Below are 15,507 nucleotides of genomic sequence, written 5' to 3'. Positions count from 1 at the left end.
GCCCCCTCCCCCGCCCCACCACGCCGTCCCAGCCAGGAAGTCCCGTGAGCAGACTCCGTACCCGCACCACCCGGCCCCCGGTGGCCCTGGCGCTCCCCGCGCTGCTCGCCGTCGCCTTCCTGCTGATGCCGCTGATCGGCATCCTCGTCCGCACTCCGTGGGGCGATCTCGGCGAACACCTCGGCAGCCCCGGCGTGGTCGAGGCCCTGAAGCTCTCGCTCCTGGTGTCCCTGTGGGCGCTGGGCCTCTCGCTCCTCCTCGGCGTGCCCCTGGCATGGCTGCTGGCCCGCGTGGAGTTCAAGGGCAAGGCCCTGGTGCGCTCGCTGGTGCTGCTGCCCATGGTGCTGCCGCCGACCGTGGGCGGCGTCGCCCTGCTCCTCGGATTCGGGCGGCGCGGACTGCTCGGGCCGTGGCTGGAGGACTCCTTCGGGATCACCCTGCCCTTCCACACCTCGGGGGCCGTCGTCGCGGCGACCTTCGTCGCGATGCCGTTCCTGGTCATCAGCCTGGAGGGTGCCCTCGGCGGTCTCAGGCAGAGCTACGAGGAGACCGCGGCCTCGCTCGGCGCGTCGCCGGTCCGCGTGTTCTTCACGGTGACCCTGCCGATGGTGGCGCCCGGTCTGGTCGCCGGCGCCGCCCTCACCTGGGCCCGTGCGCTGGGCGAGTTCGGCGCGACCATCACCTTCGCCGGGAATCTGCCCGGCACCACCCAGACGTTGCCGCTCCAGGTGTACCTGCTGCTCCAGGACCAGCCCGAGGCGGCCACCTCGGTCTCCCTGCTGCTGCTGGCGATCGCCATGGCCGTCCTGATCGCGCTGCGCGGCCGCTGGACGGGCACCCCGATCGACCGCGGGGCGGTCACGCCGCCCCGGCCGGCCGCGGAGGACGCACCCGTCCCCCTCTCCCCACCCCCTGCCCCGGGACCGGACGCGGGAACGGGGACGGATACGGACGGGGGGAGGGGGACGGGACACTGGCCCCTGCACGCCACCGTCACCGGCTTCAACCGCCTCACCCTCCGGGCCGAGCCCGGCACCACCATCGCCGTCGTCGGCGAGAACGGGGCCGGCAAGACCACCCTGCTGCGCGCCCTCCTCGGCCTGACCCCCCGGGCCCACGCCGAGCTGCGGCTGGGCGACGCCGACGTCACCGCCCTGCCCCCGCACCAGCGGCAGGTGGCCTGGGTCCCCCAGGACGGGGCGCTGTTCCCTCACCTGAGCGCCCTGGCGAACACCGCGTACGGGCTGCGCGCCCGCCGGGTGCCGCGCGCCGGCGCGCGTCGCGAGGCGCAGGCCTGGCTGGACCGGCTGGGCGTCGGTCACCTCGCGCACCGCAGGCCGTCCCAGCTCTCCGGCGGCCAGGCCCAGCGGGTCGCCCTCGCGCGCGCCCTGGCCGCCCGCCCGCGTCTCCTGCTGCTCGACGAGCCGCTCGCCGCCCTCGACCAGACCACGCGGGCCCACGTCCGGCACACCCTGCGCACGCACCTGGCCGGCTTCGGCGGGGTCTGCCTCATCGTGACCCACGACCCCGTCGAGGCCGTGTCGCTGGCCGACCGGGTCCTCGTACTGGCCGACGGCCGGGCCCTGCAGGACGCGCCGCCTGCCGAGGTCTCACGGCACCCCCGCTCCCCCTGGGTGGCCCGCATGCTGGGGCGCAACGCCTGGCCGGGCATCGCGTCGGCGGACGGCCTCGCCCTCGCTGCGGGTGGCCGCCTGGTGGTCGCCGAGGCCCTGCCCCAGGGGACCCAGGCCCTGGCGATCATCGCCCCGGAGGCGGTGTCGGTGCACCGGGACCGCCCAGGCGGCAGCCCCCGGAACGTGTGGCCCGGCACGGTCCGGGAGATCACGGCGGTGGGCAGCCGGCTGCGCGTGCTGATCGGGTCGGCCGAGGCGCCCGACCTGGTCGCCGAGATCACCCCGGACGCGGCGGCCGAACTGGGCCTGGCCGACGGGACCGAGGTGTGGACGAGCGTCAAGGCCACCGAGGTCACGCTGGTGGGCCTGTAGGTGCCCGCAGGGCGGCGGCCGTGGCGCCCCCGGCCCGCGGCCATGGCCACCACCGAACCCTCGAAGGCGAGGCGACGCACCCGGTCCGCGCCGGGGCGCTCCAAAGGCCCTGCCGCAGCGGTGATGACGTGTCCGACCCGCGCGACCGGCCCCGGGGAGGCCGCGACGCGGCCCACCCCCGCCGCGGAGCCGGGGCGGCGCCGGCCCGGGTCAGCCCGCCCCGTCCGCGCCCGCGCCCGGTGGCGCGTTCACGTCGAACTCGCACCATACGCACTTGCCGCCGCCCCGCGGTTCCACGCCCCACGCCTCCGCGAGCTGATCCACGAGCATCAGGCCGCGCCCCGACACCGCCCAGTCCCCCGCCTCGCGCCGCCGCGGGAGGGCGCTGCTGGAGTCCTCCACCTCGATGCGGATCCGCCCCTGCGGCGTGATCCGCATGCTGATGTGGCCGCCGCCCTCCGTGTGGACCAGGGCGTTCGTCATCAGTTCGTCCGCCGCCAGCTCGATCTCGTCGGCCCGCTCCCTGGCTCCCCACGCGGCCACCGCCGCCCGGATGAGGTGCCGGGCCAGGGCCGGGGCCTCGGCGTCCCCCGGATCCAGTCGCTGGTGCAGCGGCCCGCCGCCGCGCCCGGCCGGCGTGCCGCGGCGGCGCAGGACGAGCAGGGCCATGTCGTCCCCGCCGCCCGAGTCCCCGACCAGGTCGCAGAGGACGTCGGCGAGTTCCTCGACGTCCGCCGGGCCGCTGTGGATCGTCGCCATGAGCTCGCGCATGCCGACGTCGGGGTCCTCACCGGGTCGTTCGACCAGCCCGTCCGTGCACAGCACCAGGGTGTCGCCGGGGTGGAGTTCCAAGCTGGTGACGGGGTAGCCGGAGTCCGCCGCCGAGGACGGTTCGCGGGGCGGCAGTCCGAGCGGCAGGCCGCCCGCCACCTGGATCCGGTGGCAGCTGCCGTCGCCGCGCCGCACGACCGGGTCGAGATGGCCGGCGCGGACCAGCTGGAGCATCCCGCTGGTCAGGTCGACCTCGGCGTACGTGCAGGTGGCGAAGCGTTCCGTCTCCAGTTCGCGCAGGAACGCGGAGGCCCGGGCCATCGCCGCGCCGGGCGTGTGCCCCTCGACGACGTAGGCGCGCATCACGATGCGCAACTGCCCCATGACGGCGGCCGCGTCCGTGTCGTGGCCCTCGACGTCGCCGATCATCACGCCGACCCGGCCGCCACCGAGCGGGACCACGTCGTACCAGTCGCCGCCGATGTCCCTCCCCATCCGGGCGGAGCGGTACCGTACGGCGATCAGCGCGCCCGGCACCGTGGGGATGCGGCGGGGCAGCATGGCCCGCTGGAGGCCCTCGGCGAGGTCGTGTTCCTGCTCGAAGAGGATGGCGCGCTGGAGGCTCTGGGCGACTCCGCTGCCGAGCGCCATCAGCAGGTTGCGCTCCTCGGCGGTGAAGTCGCCCTCCCGTTTGTAGAGCAGCCCCAGGGCGCCGACGGGCCGCCCCTGGGCGATCAGCGGCAGGTAGACCCCGCTGTGGACGGACAGCGGCTCGATGTAGGGCCACAGTTCTGGGTAGGACTCCTCGAACTCCTGGCGCGAGAGGATGAAGACCGGCTGCATGGTGCGTACGGCGACGCTCATCGGGAACTGGGCGTCGATCCGGGTGTATTCGATCTCGGGGACGTACGTACCGAGCTGGCCCTCCGCGACGAGGTGGATGCGGCCCCCCTCGACGACGCCCAGCATCACGCTGACGGCACCGAGGTGCCCGAGGGCCTGCGGGTCCTTGAGGATGTCGGTCACGTCGTTGACGGTGCGGGCGTGGGCGAGGATGGCGGTGGTCCGCTCGACGACGCCCGTCATCCGGCGGCGCCCCTCGTCCTGTTCCCCGGCGGCTCCGGGCTCGCCCGGGTCGTGGGCGGCGTCGCGGAGGATGCCGATGACGCGGTACGGGCGGCCGCCCGGGTCCCGCAGGATGTGGCCCTGGACGTGGGTCCACGCCGGCGACCCGTCGCGGCGGCGGCTGCGGACGTAGGCCCCGTAGTGACTGCGCCCGTCCTTGATCGCCTGGGCGACCCGGGAGTCGAGCCGGGCCTCCTCGGCGGGCGCGATGCGCGAGCGGAGCCCGGCCGGGGTGCCGTTGTACTCGTCCGGGCGCAGGTCGAGGACCTCGAGGGCGGTGGGATCCAGGTGCATCCGCCCACTGTCGAGGTCCCAGTCGAAGGTGCCCATGCGGTTGAGCGCAAGGCTCGTGTCCGGCCGCGCGGGCCAGTCGACCTCGGGAACGTCTCCCCTACGGGCCATGCTGCCAGCGTCTCACTGTCCCCGGCCGGTGTCCCTGCGGGACGGTCCGGCGGCGGGGTGCCGCGGGCGGGGACACGGCACTGTGCGGCCCGTCGCGCGGGCCGCACAGCGAGTGGTGCTCGTGTCAGCAGTCGTTGCCGTGGCCTCCGCCACGGTAGTCGTCGTCATCGTCGTACCAGCCGTGGTGGTGGCCGCCCTTGTCATGGTCCCAGCCGCCGCCGCTCACGTACGTGACGGACTGGGTGGGGGTGGCCGCAGAGGCGGTACCTGCGGCTCCCAGGGCGCCGCCGGCCATCAGAACGCCGATGGCGGACACCGCGAAGAGACGCTTGACTCTCGTTGCTCGCATGGTTGAGAACCCTTCTCGTTGCTATTGCACGAAAATTTGTTCTTCCTCCTCAGCAAGGACGCACAAGGCTGCACCTGTGGCAGTACGGATGTTGAGTGCGCACATCCCCCGTCAACGCGGCCTCATCGGGCCGCGGACCTCGTGGGCCGGGTGCGATATGTCGCACGCCTCGCGCTCTGGCGTATTCACCGCGGGCAAAGGGTTTCCGTCCCGCAGTGGCCACAGTTGCCTACTGAAGATACTAATCACCGCTCCGCCGATCGGCATCCCGGGCCATCCGCCCGGGTCCCCCGCACGTTCCGCACAATTCCGTTGCATCAGCCAACTATTCGGGAAGTCCAGCCCCTCACCCGGACGCGCCAAGGACCGTCCCGTCATCCCCGTGGATCAGCGCACGGCGTCAGATGCGGTGCCTCGCAAGGCGGAGGGGAGCCCCCATACTGGGGCCTTGCACCAGCGCAGCCAGGTGCCGTAGCCGGCGTCGTGCGCCCGCCGGGCATCAGGGGACACTCCTTGGGCTCGGTCCCGCACGTGAGGGAAGGGAGGCCGGGATGACGGAGGCGACCGGAACGGCACTGGCCGAGGTGATGGCCGAACTGGCCGGGCTGGAGGACCCGAAGGCACGCGCGGTGAACGAGAAGCACGGTGACGACCACGGCGTGAACCTCGGCAGCCTGCGCGCCCTCGCGAAGCGGCTGAAGACGCAGCAGGAACTGGCGCGCGAGCTCTGGTCCACCGGCGACACCGCGGCGAGACTGCTGTCGCTCCTGATCTGCCGTCCGAAGGCTTTCGGACGGGAGGAGTTGGACACCATGCTGCGCGAGGCCCGGACGCCCAAGGTGCACGACTGGCTCCTGAACTACGTGGTGAAGAAGAACCCGCACGCGGAGGAGCTGCGCCCGGCCTGGACCGCCGACCAGGATCCGGTGGTCGCGAGCGCCGGCTGGGCGCTGACCACGGAACGCGTGGCGAAACGGCCGGAGGGTCTCGACCTGCCGGGTCTGCTCGACATCATCGAGGCGGAGATGAAGGACGCCCCGGACCGCCTGCAGTGGGCGATGAACCACTGCCTGGCGCAGATCGGCATCGAGCACCCGGAACACCGCGCCCGCGCGCTCGCCGTCGGCGAGCGCCTGCAGGTACTCAAGGACTATCCGACGTCCCCCGGTTGCACGTCCCCGTTCGCCCCCGTCTGGATCGCGGAAATGGTCCGCCGCCAGGGTTCCGGCTGAGGACGGCCCCACCCGCGCCCCACCCGCGTCGGTTGTGCGACTTCATACGGTGCCCGGGAGGCCCTCGGTGAGCCAGGCAGGGTGGGCGAGGGGCAGTGCGCCGTCGCACTGGAGGGGCATGGTGCTGCGCCCCGGGGCCCGGGGGGCGGGCGGGGCGGCCCATCCGTCCCCCCGCCGCGCCCGGAGCTGACCGGAGCTGACCGGCGCTCCGCGCCGGGCTACCGGTCACCGCCGTTGTCGTTGCCGCCCCCGTCCTCGCGGGGCGGTTCGGCCGTACGGGCCGGTTCCGGCTGCGGCTGCGGCGCGACCGGTGGCGGCGGGGCCGCGGACCTGGTCGGCAGCGGGGGCGTACGGTCCGTCGGGGGCAGCGGCCGCGTCGGCAGCGGGGGCGTACGGTCCGTCGGGGGCAGCGGCCGCGTCGGCAGCGGGGGCGTACGGTCCACCGGGGGCAGCGAACGCAGCTCAGAGGGCGACGGTGACGGTGACGGCCTGGGCGAGGGCGATGCCGCCGGGGACCCCGAGGGGGAGCCCGACGGCGAGGGAGGTTCCGACGGGGACCCCGAGGGAGACTTGGCCGGGGACGTCGCACCCGAGGGTGTTGGTGAAGCCGAGGGGGAAGCCGTCGGCGAGGGCGTGGGTGACGGTGTCGGCGAGGGCGTCGGCGAGGGCGTCGGGGTCCCCGAAGGCGACTTCGACGGAGACCTCGACCCCGAGGGCGTGGGCGAACCCGACGGCGACTTCGTCGGCGGCTTCGAGCCCGTGTGCGTGGGGGACTTCGTCGGCGGCTTCGAGCCCGTGTGCGTGGGGGACTTCGTCGGCGGCTTCGAGCCCGTGTGGGTGGGGGACTTCGTCGGAGGTCCGGGCGGCTTCGGCCCGGTCTGCGTCGGCAGGGTTGTCGGCGTGGCCGGCGGCGTCGGAATCACGGGCGGCGGGATGGGGCGGTCGGGCCTGCGGTCCTGGTGGTGCCCCTTGTCGCGCTCGAACCAGTGCCGGTTCTGGTGGTCGTAGATCACGATCTTCTTCACCGGCTGCACGGCCGGTGCGATGACGACCACCTTCGCCGGCTGGTAGGAGGGCCACGTCTGTCCGTAGCGCTTGGGGGCCGCCTTGAGCGGAACCGGCGGACCGAGCGGGTTCCCGCAGGCGCAGCGCACCCGCGGCACGCCCCGGTCGTCCACGAGCACGGCCGTCCCGGCCTGCAGCACGGCCTGGTAGCTGGTGACCTTTCCGTCCTGGAAGCCGTGGTTCGTGACCCGGGTGTCCAGCCGCAGCTGCACCGGGGTGAGCGAGCGCAGGTACGCGGGCACGGCCGCCGGCCCGATGCCGAGCGTCGCGGCGAAGGCCTCGTTCTTGGCCGGCTGCGCGGCCAGTACCTTGATCTGCTTCTCCACGTCGCAGCTCGCCACGTTCTGGGTGCCGCCGTACACGCCCGGCGCGGAGCCGCTGACGCTCCTGGTGGTGCCCGTGGCGGTGCCCTGGGTGGTGGGGGCGGCGCCGGTCGCAGTGGGGGACGGCGCCGGGCTCTCCGGCGGCGGCGCGTCCTCTTTCACCACGGTGGACTCGGTGAAGGGGTCGGGGCCGGCCGCGGCGGCCGGCTGGAGGAACACCTCGGCCCCGGCGCTGGGAGTACCCGCGGGCCGGGTGAGCACCACCGCCAGGGCCACGACCGCCACCACCGCGACGAGCGCGGTGGCGAGCCGTGGAACGGACCGCCACCAAGGGCCCTTGCCCGGCCCCGGGCGGCCGGGACCGGCGGGCCCGCCCGGCGGCCCCGAGGGCGGCCCGGTCGGCGGCGGGGGCGGCGGCACCTGCTGTCCGCCCGACAGCGGCCCGGAAGGCGGCCCGGTAGGTCGCTCTGACGACGGCTGACTGCCGGAGGGATGTGTACTCACGGGCTCTTCTTCCCAGGAGGAGGGAGTTACCCATCGGACCATTGTGTGCGCCGTCCGGGTGGTGGCCGCAAGCCGGGAGTGCCACCGTTGCAGGGTGAGCCAGACACCGAGATCGACATCGTCCGGGGGCTCCGCGAGGGCCTGGCGCGACGCCCTCGTCACCGTCGTCGCGGGCTTCGCGGCGATGACCGCGGTCGCCGCGGCCGGCCTGGCGTGCGCGGGCGCGGGCGGCCTCCCGGAGGGGGCGTTCCCCCACGTGCTCGCAGCGGTCGTCGTGATGGCGGCCGGCGGCACGGTGGAGGTGGCCGGCGACGCCGGTCTCCTGGCCGGCGCGGACGCGAACCTGTCGGTGCTCCCGCTCTCGGTGAGCCTGGCGGGCGCCCTCGCGGCCGGGTTCTGCTTCCTGCGCCCGCTGCACAACCGGGCCGTGGCCGGGTCCCGTGAACTCCTGGGCCGGGTCGTACCGTTGGTCGTGCTGTGGCTGCTCGCCCTGGTCGGTGCCGCGCTCCTGGCCCGGCAGGAGTTCGGCATCTCCGTGGGCGACTCCCCCGTCGGGGTGATCGGCGAACTCCTCGACTCCTCGCCGAAGGTCGGCTTCCGTGCCGACCTGCCCGCCACGCTCCTGTTCGGACTGGTGTGGATCCTGGGCCTGTTGCTGATCGCCCTGCTGGTGTCGCGCCGCGCCCCGCTCCCGGCCGGGCTGGTCCGCTTCCACTCGGCGGTGCGTCCGGCCGCCTTCGCCACGGCCGTGCTGCTCCTCGCCTACGTCGCGATCGGCGTCGTCGTCGGCCTGGTGGTGGCCGCGACCCAGGGACACGCCGACCGGACCCTCGCGGTCGTCCTGCTCGGGTTGCCGAACCTCGTGTGGATCGCGCTCACCCTGGGCTTCGGCGGAGCCTGGGAGGCCCGGGCCGACGGCGCCTTCGGGCTGCCGATGCCGCCCCTGCTGGACGAGGTGCTGCGCGAGGCCGACGGGGCCCCGGTCGACGTGGCGTCGTTCGCGGCGCGGGACCCGCGGGCGTGGTGGCTGGTGGCGGTGGCCGTCGTCCTGCTGCTCGGTACGGGCGTACTGGCGGCCGTACGGTCCCCCGCGCACGTCCGGCCCTGGCAGCACGCGCTCCACCTGGGCGCGGCCCTCGGCCTCGCCACCCTCGCGGTCTGCCTGCTGGCCCGGGTCCATGCCGTGTACGGACTGTCCCTCCTGGGCATCGGCGAGGTGGACGCCCTGGGCGGGGAGGTCCTGCTGGACCCCGTGCTGTGGCGGACGGTCGGCCTCGGCCTGCTGTGGGGGGCGGTGGCCGGCTTCCTCGGCGGCGTCCTGGCCCGCCCGCTGCACCGCCGCGGCCGGGTCGACGAACCCGCCGCCACGCCACACGCCTGACCCGACGCCGCGCCACACGCCTGACCCGACGCCGCGCCACACGCCTGACCCGACGCCGCGCCACACGTCTGACCGGGCCACCGCGCCGATCGCGCTGGGCGGCCGACCGGGCATCCGCCGACGTCGGAGGGCACCCGCCCCTCCCTCATTCCGCTCCGGGGTCGTGCGTGTCCACGATCCGGGTCGCAGTGGCCTCCCGGTCGTGGCCGCCCGCCTTCCGGCCGGCGGGCGACGCATCCGGGGCGGCGCCGCCCCCGCCGTCCGTCGCTGCCGGCGGCGACGAGGGCCCGTGGGCGGTCCCCGGCCCCTCGGTCACCGCGTAGGTCGCCAGGCGGGTCCCGTCGCCGTACATCCACCGCCCCGAACCCTCGTCGTAGAGCCAGACCGACTCCCCGTCGACGACCACGCCCGCCCGCAGCCCGCGCAGGGCCCGGCGGAAGCCGTCGGTGTCGGACCGGCCGGAGGCGAGTTCGTCCACGGCGTGCCGGTAGCGTGCCAGGGCTTCTGCGCCGCGCTCGAGGAGCGGCCTCGGGTCCTCGGCGCGTACCGACGGCCGCTCCCCCGTGGTCGGAGGCGGCTGCGGGACCGCGACGAGCAGCCGCCCGTCGACCCAGGCGCTCCATCCGTTGGCGCACAGGACCTCCCCCCACTCTCCGCGCCGGGACAGCAGCTGTACGGGCAGGAAGGCGTCCAGGGCCGCGGTCGGCCGGGAGACGTCGGGGGCCTCCCAGGCGGACAGCCCCGACGGCGGCACCACATGGGTGGGCCGGAAGTCCGCCACGGTGATCCCGGGATCCATCGAGCTGCTCATTGACGCCTACTTCCGCATGATCGCGGGCTCGTGCCGGCGCAGCAGCCTCGCGACCAGCACCCCGAAGAGGACGGACAGGACCACCAGCATGCCCAGGTTCAGCAGCCACACCCCGGGGGCGTGGGCGAACAGCGGGTCGTCGGTGAGGGTGCCCGGCACGATCGCGCCGAGGTCGATGGTGCCCGCCATGGCGCCGAGGGCCCAGCGCGAGGGGACCAGCCAGGCCAGCTGCTCGATCACCGGCACACCGTCCAGTTGCAGGAGCGCGCCGCAGAACACCACCTGCACGATGGCGAGGAGGACCAGCAGCGGCATGGTGACCTCCTCCTTGCGGACCAGCCCGGAGACCAGCAGCCCGAGCATCATGGCGGTGAACGCCAGCAGCGCCACGGCGATGGTGATCTCGAGGAGGGGGTTCATGATCACGCCGTGACCGCCCGGGGCGTTCAGGTCCACGCCGTAGAGGGCGACCAGGGTCAGTACGACGGCCTGGGCGACGGTGACGGCGCCCAGCACCACGACCTTCGACATCAGATAGGCGGAGCGCGAGAGGCCCACCGCCCGCTCCCGCCGGTAGATGACCCGTTCCTTGACCAGTTCGCGCACGGCGTTGGCCGCGCCGGTGAGGACGGCGCCGACGGACAGGATGAGCAGGGCGTTGATCGCGGTCTCCTGAGTGAGCCTGCTGCCGGCCAGGGCGCGACCCATCGCGCCCATGACGAAGGGCAGCGCGATCATGATGGCGAGGAAGGTCCGGTCCGCGGCGAGTGCGGCCGCGTACCGGCGGACGAGGGTGGACAGCTGCGAGCCCCAGCTCTGCGCCTTGGGCGGCGGGGGGACGGAGCCGGTCCCGGCGGCGGCTCCGGCCGCCCTGCGCTCGCCGCCGTGCCACGGCTGGCGGGCCCCGCCCCGGACGTACTTGTGGTAGGCCGTCGAGGCGGCGTACTCCCCCGCCCAGTCGCGGTCGCGCTCGTTCTCGAAGGCCTCGAAGGCCTCGGGCCACTCGGAGGCGCCGAAGAAACCGAGGGTCTCGGCCGGGGGCCCGTAGTAGGCGATGCGCCCGCCCGGGGCGAGGACCAGCAGCCGGTCGCAGACGTCGAGGCTGAGGACGCTGTGGGTGACCACGATGACGGTGCGCCCGTCGTCGGCGAGGCCGCGCAGCATGTGCATCACCGAACGGTCCATCCCCGGGTCGAGGCCGGACGTCGGTTCGTCGAGGAAGAGCAGGGAGGGTTTGGTGAGCAGTTCCAGGGCGACGGAGACGCGTTTGCGCTGGCCGCCGGAAAGGCTGTGGATGGGCTGTGCGGCGCGCTGTTCGAGGCCGAGTTCGCCGATCACCTCGTCCACCCGCCGCTGCCGTTCGGGCTTGGCGGTGTCCTGGGGGAAGCGGAGTTCGGCGGCGTAGGTGAGGGCGCGCCGGACGGTGAGCTGGGAGTGCAGGATGTCGTCCTGGGGCACGAGTCCGATGCGGCTGCGCAGTTCGGCGTAGTCGCGGTAGAGGTCGCGGCCGTCGTAGAGGACGGTGCCCCGGTCGGCGGGGCGCAGGCCGGTGAGGGCGCCGAGCAGGGTGGACTTGCCGGCTCCGCTGGGGCCGATGACGGCGAGCAGGCATTTGGCGCCCACGGGGAAGGACACGTGGTCGAGGAGGGTCTTGCGGCCGCGGTCCACGGCGACGGTGAGGCCCTGGACGTCGAGGGTGACCTCGCCGGTGTCCGCGTACTCCTGGAGCCGGTCGCCGACGAGGCAGAAGACCAGGTGGCCGATGCCGACGAGGTCGCCCTCGGCGAGGGGGGCCGCACCCACGACGGGGGTGCCGTTGAGGTAGGTGCCGTTGTGGCTGCCGAGGTCTGCGATCTCGTAGCCGCCGCCGGGGAGGGCCCGCAGCTCGGCGTGCCGGCGCGATACGTCGAGTTCGTCGATGACGAGGTCGTTGTCGAGGGCGCGGCCGATCCGCACGGCGGTACGGGCGGGCAGCGGGAGGACGGCGCTCGGCCGGCGGAAGGTGGTGGTCATCGAAGGGTTCGAGACCCGGGCCGGTCCGGCCCCGGCCGCCGCGGGGCCGGGTGAGGGAGCGGGGGCCGGGGCGGTGAGGACGGCCCGGGGGCCGTCCTGCGCGTCGCCGAAGCGCAGTTCGCTGCCGACGCCGACGCTCCACTCGCGGACGCGGTGGCCGTCGGCCCAGGTGCCGTTGGTGCTGTCCTCGTCCTCGACCGTCCAGTGGTCGCCGTCGGGGCGCAGGAGCGCGTGGTGCCAGGAGACGCGGGCGTCCTCGAAGCAGATCTCGCAGAGGGGGTCCCTGCCGACGTGGTACGTCCGGCCCGGGCTCAACGGCGTGGAGCCCGTGTCGGTCTCCAGGAAGAGCTCGGGCGCGGTCGGCACACCGGGGCGCTGGACCATGAACAGATTTTCCCACGATCACACCGGCCCGGCAGCAGTCCAGCAAAACCGCAGGTCAGAGGCCTCTTATGGGTAATGACAACGGTCCCCGTTGCAGCCTTTGCCGATCTCGTCGGCGTGCGCTTCACTTCACGCGACGGAACCGAACACCGGCTGCCGCGACGAGACGGGGGATGCCATGAGCGGGCACGAGCACGGGCACGACGACCACGGCCACGACCACGGACCAGGGGGCCACAGCCACGGCGTGGCCGCCGACGCCGACCGCCGCTGGCTGGCCGTCGCGCTCGCCCTGATCGGCGGGTTCATGGCCGTCGAAGTGGTCATCGGCATCATGGCCCACTCCCTGGCCCTGATCTCCGACGCGGCCCACATGCTGACGGACGCCGTCTCGATCGTCCTCGCGCTGATCGCGATGCGGCTGGCGGCCCGCCCCGCCCGGGGCGGCTTCACGTACGGCCTCAAGCGGGCGGAGATACTCTCCGCCCAGGCCAACGGCCTGACGCTGTTGCTGCTGGCCGCGTGGCTGGCGTACGAGGCGGTGCGCCGGCTGATGGACCCGCCGCCGGTGGAGGGCGGGCTGGTCCTGGTGACGGCGCTGGCGGGCATCGTCGTCAACGTGGCCGCGGCCTGGTGCATCTCGCGGGCGAACCGGTCCTCGCTGGCGGTCGAAGGTGCTTACCAGCACGTCCTGAACGACCTGTACGCCTTCATCGGGACGGCCGTCGCCGGCCTGGTCGTCATGACGACCGGATTCCGGCAGGCCGACGCGATCGCCACGCTCGTCGTCGTGGTCCTGATGGTCAAGGCGGGCTACGGACTGGTCCGCGACTCCGGACGGATCTTCCTGGAGGCCGCCCCCGCGCACGTGGACCCGGACGCGGTCGGCGACCGGCTCGTGGGACACCCGCCGGTCACCGAGGTGCACGACCTGCACATCTGGACGATCACCTCGGGGCAGGCCGCGCTCTCCGCGCACGTGCTGGTCGAGCCGGCGGGCGACTGCCACGCCGTACGGCGGGAACTGGAGCGGCTGCTGGAGAAGGAGTACGGGATCACGCACACCACCCTCCAGGTGGACCACGCCCAGGACTCCCTCCTCTCGGTCGGCCGGCGGGGCGAGGCCGCGTACGACCCGCACTGCGCGGACGCGCACGGACCGGTCCACCGCGAGGGCCCGCACGACCACTGACCGCCGGCTCCTGACCGGACCACCGGCCGGGGACCACCGGCCGGGGACCACTGACCGCCGCCGGTACGGGGCATGTATGGGGCCATGACGTACAAGCGCAGCGCCGGACTGCTCCTCTTCCGGCGGACGGACACCGGTCCGGGGCCGGAGCCCGGGGTCGAGATCCTGCTCGGGCACATGGGCGGCCCCCTGTGGTCGGGGCGGACCTCCGGGGACTGGGCCATCCCCAAGGGGGAGTACGGGCCGGAGGAGACTCCGCGCGACGCCGCCCGGCGGGAGTTCACCGAGGAGATCGGGCTGCCCCCGCCGGAGGGCGAGTACCTGCCGCTGGGCGAGGTACGGCTCTCCAGCGGGAAGCTCGTGACCGTCTGGGCGGTGGAGGCGGACCTCGACCCGGCGCTCATGGTGCCGGGGACCTTCACCATGGAGTGGCCCCCGCGCTCGGGGAACGTACAGGAGTTCCCGGAGCTGGACCGGGTGGCCTGGTGCACGCCCGAGAGGGCCCAGAGCATGCTCATTCCCGGACAACTGCCCTTCGTGGAGCGACTGTTGGTGCTGCTGAAGGCTTGACCAGAGCGCGTACTTGCCAACATCCCCACCTGCCTGGACATTGCACACATGACGAACGTCGTGCTGGTGGGGACCCTGGACACCAAGGGTGTGGAGTACGGCTGGCTGCGCGAGGGGCTGCTGCGCGCCGGCGTCGAAGTGGTACTGGTCGACACAGGAATCATGGGTGAACCCCGGGTGGCCGCGGACGTGCCGCGCGCCGCGGTGGCCCGGGCCGCGGGAACCGAACTGTCGCTCCTTCGATCGGCCGCCGACCGGGGGGCGGCCGTGACCACGATGGCCCGGGGCGCCGAGGCGACCCTGCTGCGCCTGCACGCCGAAGGGCGGCTGCACGGAGTGCTCGCGATCGGCGGCAGCGGCGGCACCTCGATAGCCACCCGGGCGATGCGCGCCCTGCCGCTGGGCGTGCCGAAACTGATGGTCTCGTCCATGGCGTCCGGGGACACCGCCCCGTACGTGGGCTCCTCGGACATCACGATGATGTACAGCGTGGTGGACATCGCGGGGATCAACAGCGTCTCCGGGCCGATCCTGTCGAACGCGGTGGCGGCCATCGCCGGGATGGCCGGGGCCTTCGCCCGCGTCTCGGGGGAGCGCGCGCCCCGGCTGGGGACCGGCCCCCGGCCGCTGGTCGCGGCGAGCATGGCGGGCGTGACGACGTCCGGTGTGGACGCGGCGCGCGAACGGCTGACCGAACTCGGGTACGAGGTGCTGGTCTTCCACGTCAGCGGCACCGGCGGCCGCACGCTGGAGACCCTGGCCGGGCAGGGGGTCTTCGCCGGGGTCCTCGACCTGACCCTCAGCGAGCTCGCCGACGACCTGTGCGGGGGAATCCTGACCGCGGGTCCCGACCGGCTCAGGGCGGCCGGGCGGGCCGGCGTCCCGCAGGTGGTGAGCCTGGGCGCGCTGGACATGGTGAAGTTCGGGCCGCTGGAGTACCTGCCCCCGCGGGTGCTGGAGCGGGGCGTCCACGTCCACAACCCCTCGATCACGGTGATCCGTACCAGCGAGGCCGAGTGCGCGGAGCTCGGCCGCCGGGTCGCCGCCAAACTCCGTGCGGCGACCGGGCCCACGGCCGTCTGTGTCCCGCTCCGTGGACTGTCCACGCTCGGCGCGCCCGGCGGGCCGTACCATGACCCCCGCGCGGACCGGGCACTGTTCTCGGCGCTGCGCGAGGGCTTGCGGGGCAGTGCCGCGCGGCTCTACGACTACGACACGCACATCAACGACCCCGCCTTCGGGCGGGCGGCCGCGGACCGGCTCCATGCGATGATCTGCGCGCAGCGCGCCGCCGCCTGACACGCATCCGGACCGCCGGGAACCGGCCACGGCGCAAAACGTGTCCCTGAGGGTGGCCGGCCGACAGGAGGACCGGGCCG

General features: G+C 74.1%; 10 protein-coding genes and 1 pseudogene. 6 read left to right on the top strand and 5 right to left on the bottom strand.

Features of this window, described 5'->3' with window-relative positions:
* The first annotated feature begins 44 nt into the window (after positions 1-44).
* A complete protein-coding gene (locus IH80_RS0134995) occupies positions 45-2,006 on the top strand; it encodes an ABC transporter permease (RefSeq protein WP_030965824.1) in 1,962 nt (653 codons plus the stop codon).
* Positions 2,007-2,216: 210 nt separating this feature from the next.
* Here the strand turns inward: IH80_RS0134995 and IH80_RS0134990 are convergent, their stop codons facing one another.
* Together IH80_RS0134990 and IH80_RS40115 are read right to left on the bottom strand one after the other, a co-directional pair.
* Complete coding sequence (locus IH80_RS0134990; RefSeq protein WP_030965823.1) at positions 2,217-4,304, bottom strand: SpoIIE family protein phosphatase; 2,088 nt, start codon at positions 4,302-4,304, stop codon at positions 2,217-2,219.
* Positions 4,305-4,428: 124 nt separating this feature from the next.
* Positions 4,429-4,653, bottom strand: coding sequence for a hypothetical protein (locus IH80_RS40115; protein WP_037882007.1), 225 nt, complete (start codon positions 4,651-4,653; stop codon positions 4,429-4,431).
* 551 nt (positions 4,654-5,204) lie between these two features.
* Here IH80_RS40115 and IH80_RS0134980 point away from each other — a divergent pair.
* Positions 5,205-5,885: a DNA alkylation repair protein gene (locus IH80_RS0134980; RefSeq protein ID WP_030965822.1), complete on the top strand. Its 681-nt coding sequence runs from the start codon at positions 5,205-5,207 to the stop codon at positions 5,883-5,885.
* 629 nt (positions 5,886-6,514) lie between these two features.
* Here IH80_RS0134980 and IH80_RS43085 read toward each other — a convergent pair.
* Positions 6,515-7,819 (bottom strand): annotated as a pseudogene (locus tag IH80_RS43085) (DUF6777 domain-containing protein); the annotation flags it as partial.
* A 52-nt stretch (positions 7,820-7,871) separates the two neighbouring features.
* Between IH80_RS43085 and IH80_RS0134965 the strand changes: the two are divergent.
* Complete coding sequence (locus IH80_RS0134965; protein WP_030965820.1) at positions 7,872-9,158, top strand: streptophobe family protein; 1,287 nt, start codon at positions 7,872-7,874, stop codon at positions 9,156-9,158.
* Between the two features lie 145 nt (positions 9,159-9,303).
* Here the strand turns inward: IH80_RS0134965 and IH80_RS0134960 are convergent, their stop codons facing one another.
* Positions 9,304-9,969 carry a hypothetical protein gene (locus IH80_RS0134960; RefSeq protein WP_158943770.1) on the bottom strand — a complete coding sequence of 222 codons (666 nt, stop codon included), beginning with the start codon at positions 9,967-9,969 and terminating at the stop codon, positions 9,304-9,306.
* Positions 9,970-9,975: 6 nt separating this feature from the next.
* The gene (locus IH80_RS0134955) at positions 9,976-12,366 is read right to left on the bottom strand and encodes an FHA domain-containing protein (protein ID WP_030965818.1); all 2,391 of its coding nucleotides are present in this window, start codon (positions 12,364-12,366) and stop codon (positions 9,976-9,978) included.
* A gap of 178 nt (positions 12,367-12,544) precedes the next feature.
* Between IH80_RS0134955 and IH80_RS0134950 the strand changes: the two genes are divergently transcribed.
* The 3 genes from IH80_RS0134950 (at position 12,545) to IH80_RS0134940 (ending at position 15,427) form a co-directional block, all read left to right on the top strand.
* A complete protein-coding gene (locus tag IH80_RS0134950; RefSeq protein ID WP_030965816.1) occupies positions 12,545-13,558 on the top strand; it encodes a cation diffusion facilitator family transporter in 1,014 nt (337 codons plus the stop codon).
* Positions 13,559-13,642: 84 nt separating this feature from the next.
* Positions 13,643-14,128, top strand: coding sequence for an NUDIX domain-containing protein (locus IH80_RS0134945; RefSeq protein ID WP_030965815.1), 486 nt, complete (start codon positions 13,643-13,645; stop codon positions 14,126-14,128).
* A gap of 48 nt (positions 14,129-14,176) precedes the next feature.
* Positions 14,177-15,427, top strand: a complete 1,251-nt coding sequence (locus tag IH80_RS0134940; RefSeq protein ID WP_030965814.1) for a Tm-1-like ATP-binding domain-containing protein — start codon at positions 14,177-14,179, stop codon at positions 15,425-15,427.
* Positions 15,428-15,507 lie beyond the last annotated feature (80 nt).

Source organism: Streptomyces sp. NRRL S-378, assembly GCF_000720645.1.
In the GTDB taxonomy this organism is placed as follows: domain Bacteria; phylum Actinomycetota; class Actinomycetes; order Streptomycetales; family Streptomycetaceae; genus Streptomyces.
The sequence above is the reverse complement of the archived record's forward strand: the minus strand, read 5'-3'. Positions and strand labels throughout refer to the sequence as shown.

What these genes read in the sequence shown, in the direction of transcription:
- IH80_RS0134990 (WP_030965823.1), bottom strand. Translation starts at nt 4,304, where the DNA reads ATGGCCCGTAGGGGAGACGTTCCCGAGGTCGACTGGCCCGCGCGGCCG.
- IH80_RS40115 (WP_037882007.1), bottom strand. Translation starts at nt 4,653, where the DNA reads ATGCGAGCAACGAGAGTCAAGCGTCTCTTCGCGGTGTCCGCCATCGGC.
- IH80_RS0134980 (WP_030965822.1), top strand. Translation starts at nt 5,205, where the DNA reads ATGACGGAGGCGACCGGAACGGCACTGGCCGAGGTGATGGCCGAACTG.
- IH80_RS0134960 (WP_158943770.1), bottom strand. Translation starts at nt 9,969, where the DNA reads ATGAGCAGCTCGATGGATCCCGGGATCACCGTGGCGGACTTCCGGCCC.
- IH80_RS0134955 (WP_030965818.1), bottom strand. Translation starts at nt 12,366, where the DNA reads ATGGTCCAGCGCCCCGGTGTGCCGACCGCGCCCGAGCTCTTCCTGGAG.
- IH80_RS0134950 (WP_030965816.1), top strand. Translation starts at nt 12,545, where the DNA reads ATGAGCGGGCACGAGCACGGGCACGACGACCACGGCCACGACCACGGA.
- IH80_RS0134945 (WP_030965815.1), top strand. Translation starts at nt 13,643, where the DNA reads ATGACGTACAAGCGCAGCGCCGGACTGCTCCTCTTCCGGCGGACGGAC.
- IH80_RS0134940 (WP_030965814.1), top strand. Translation starts at nt 14,177, where the DNA reads ATGACGAACGTCGTGCTGGTGGGGACCCTGGACACCAAGGGTGTGGAG.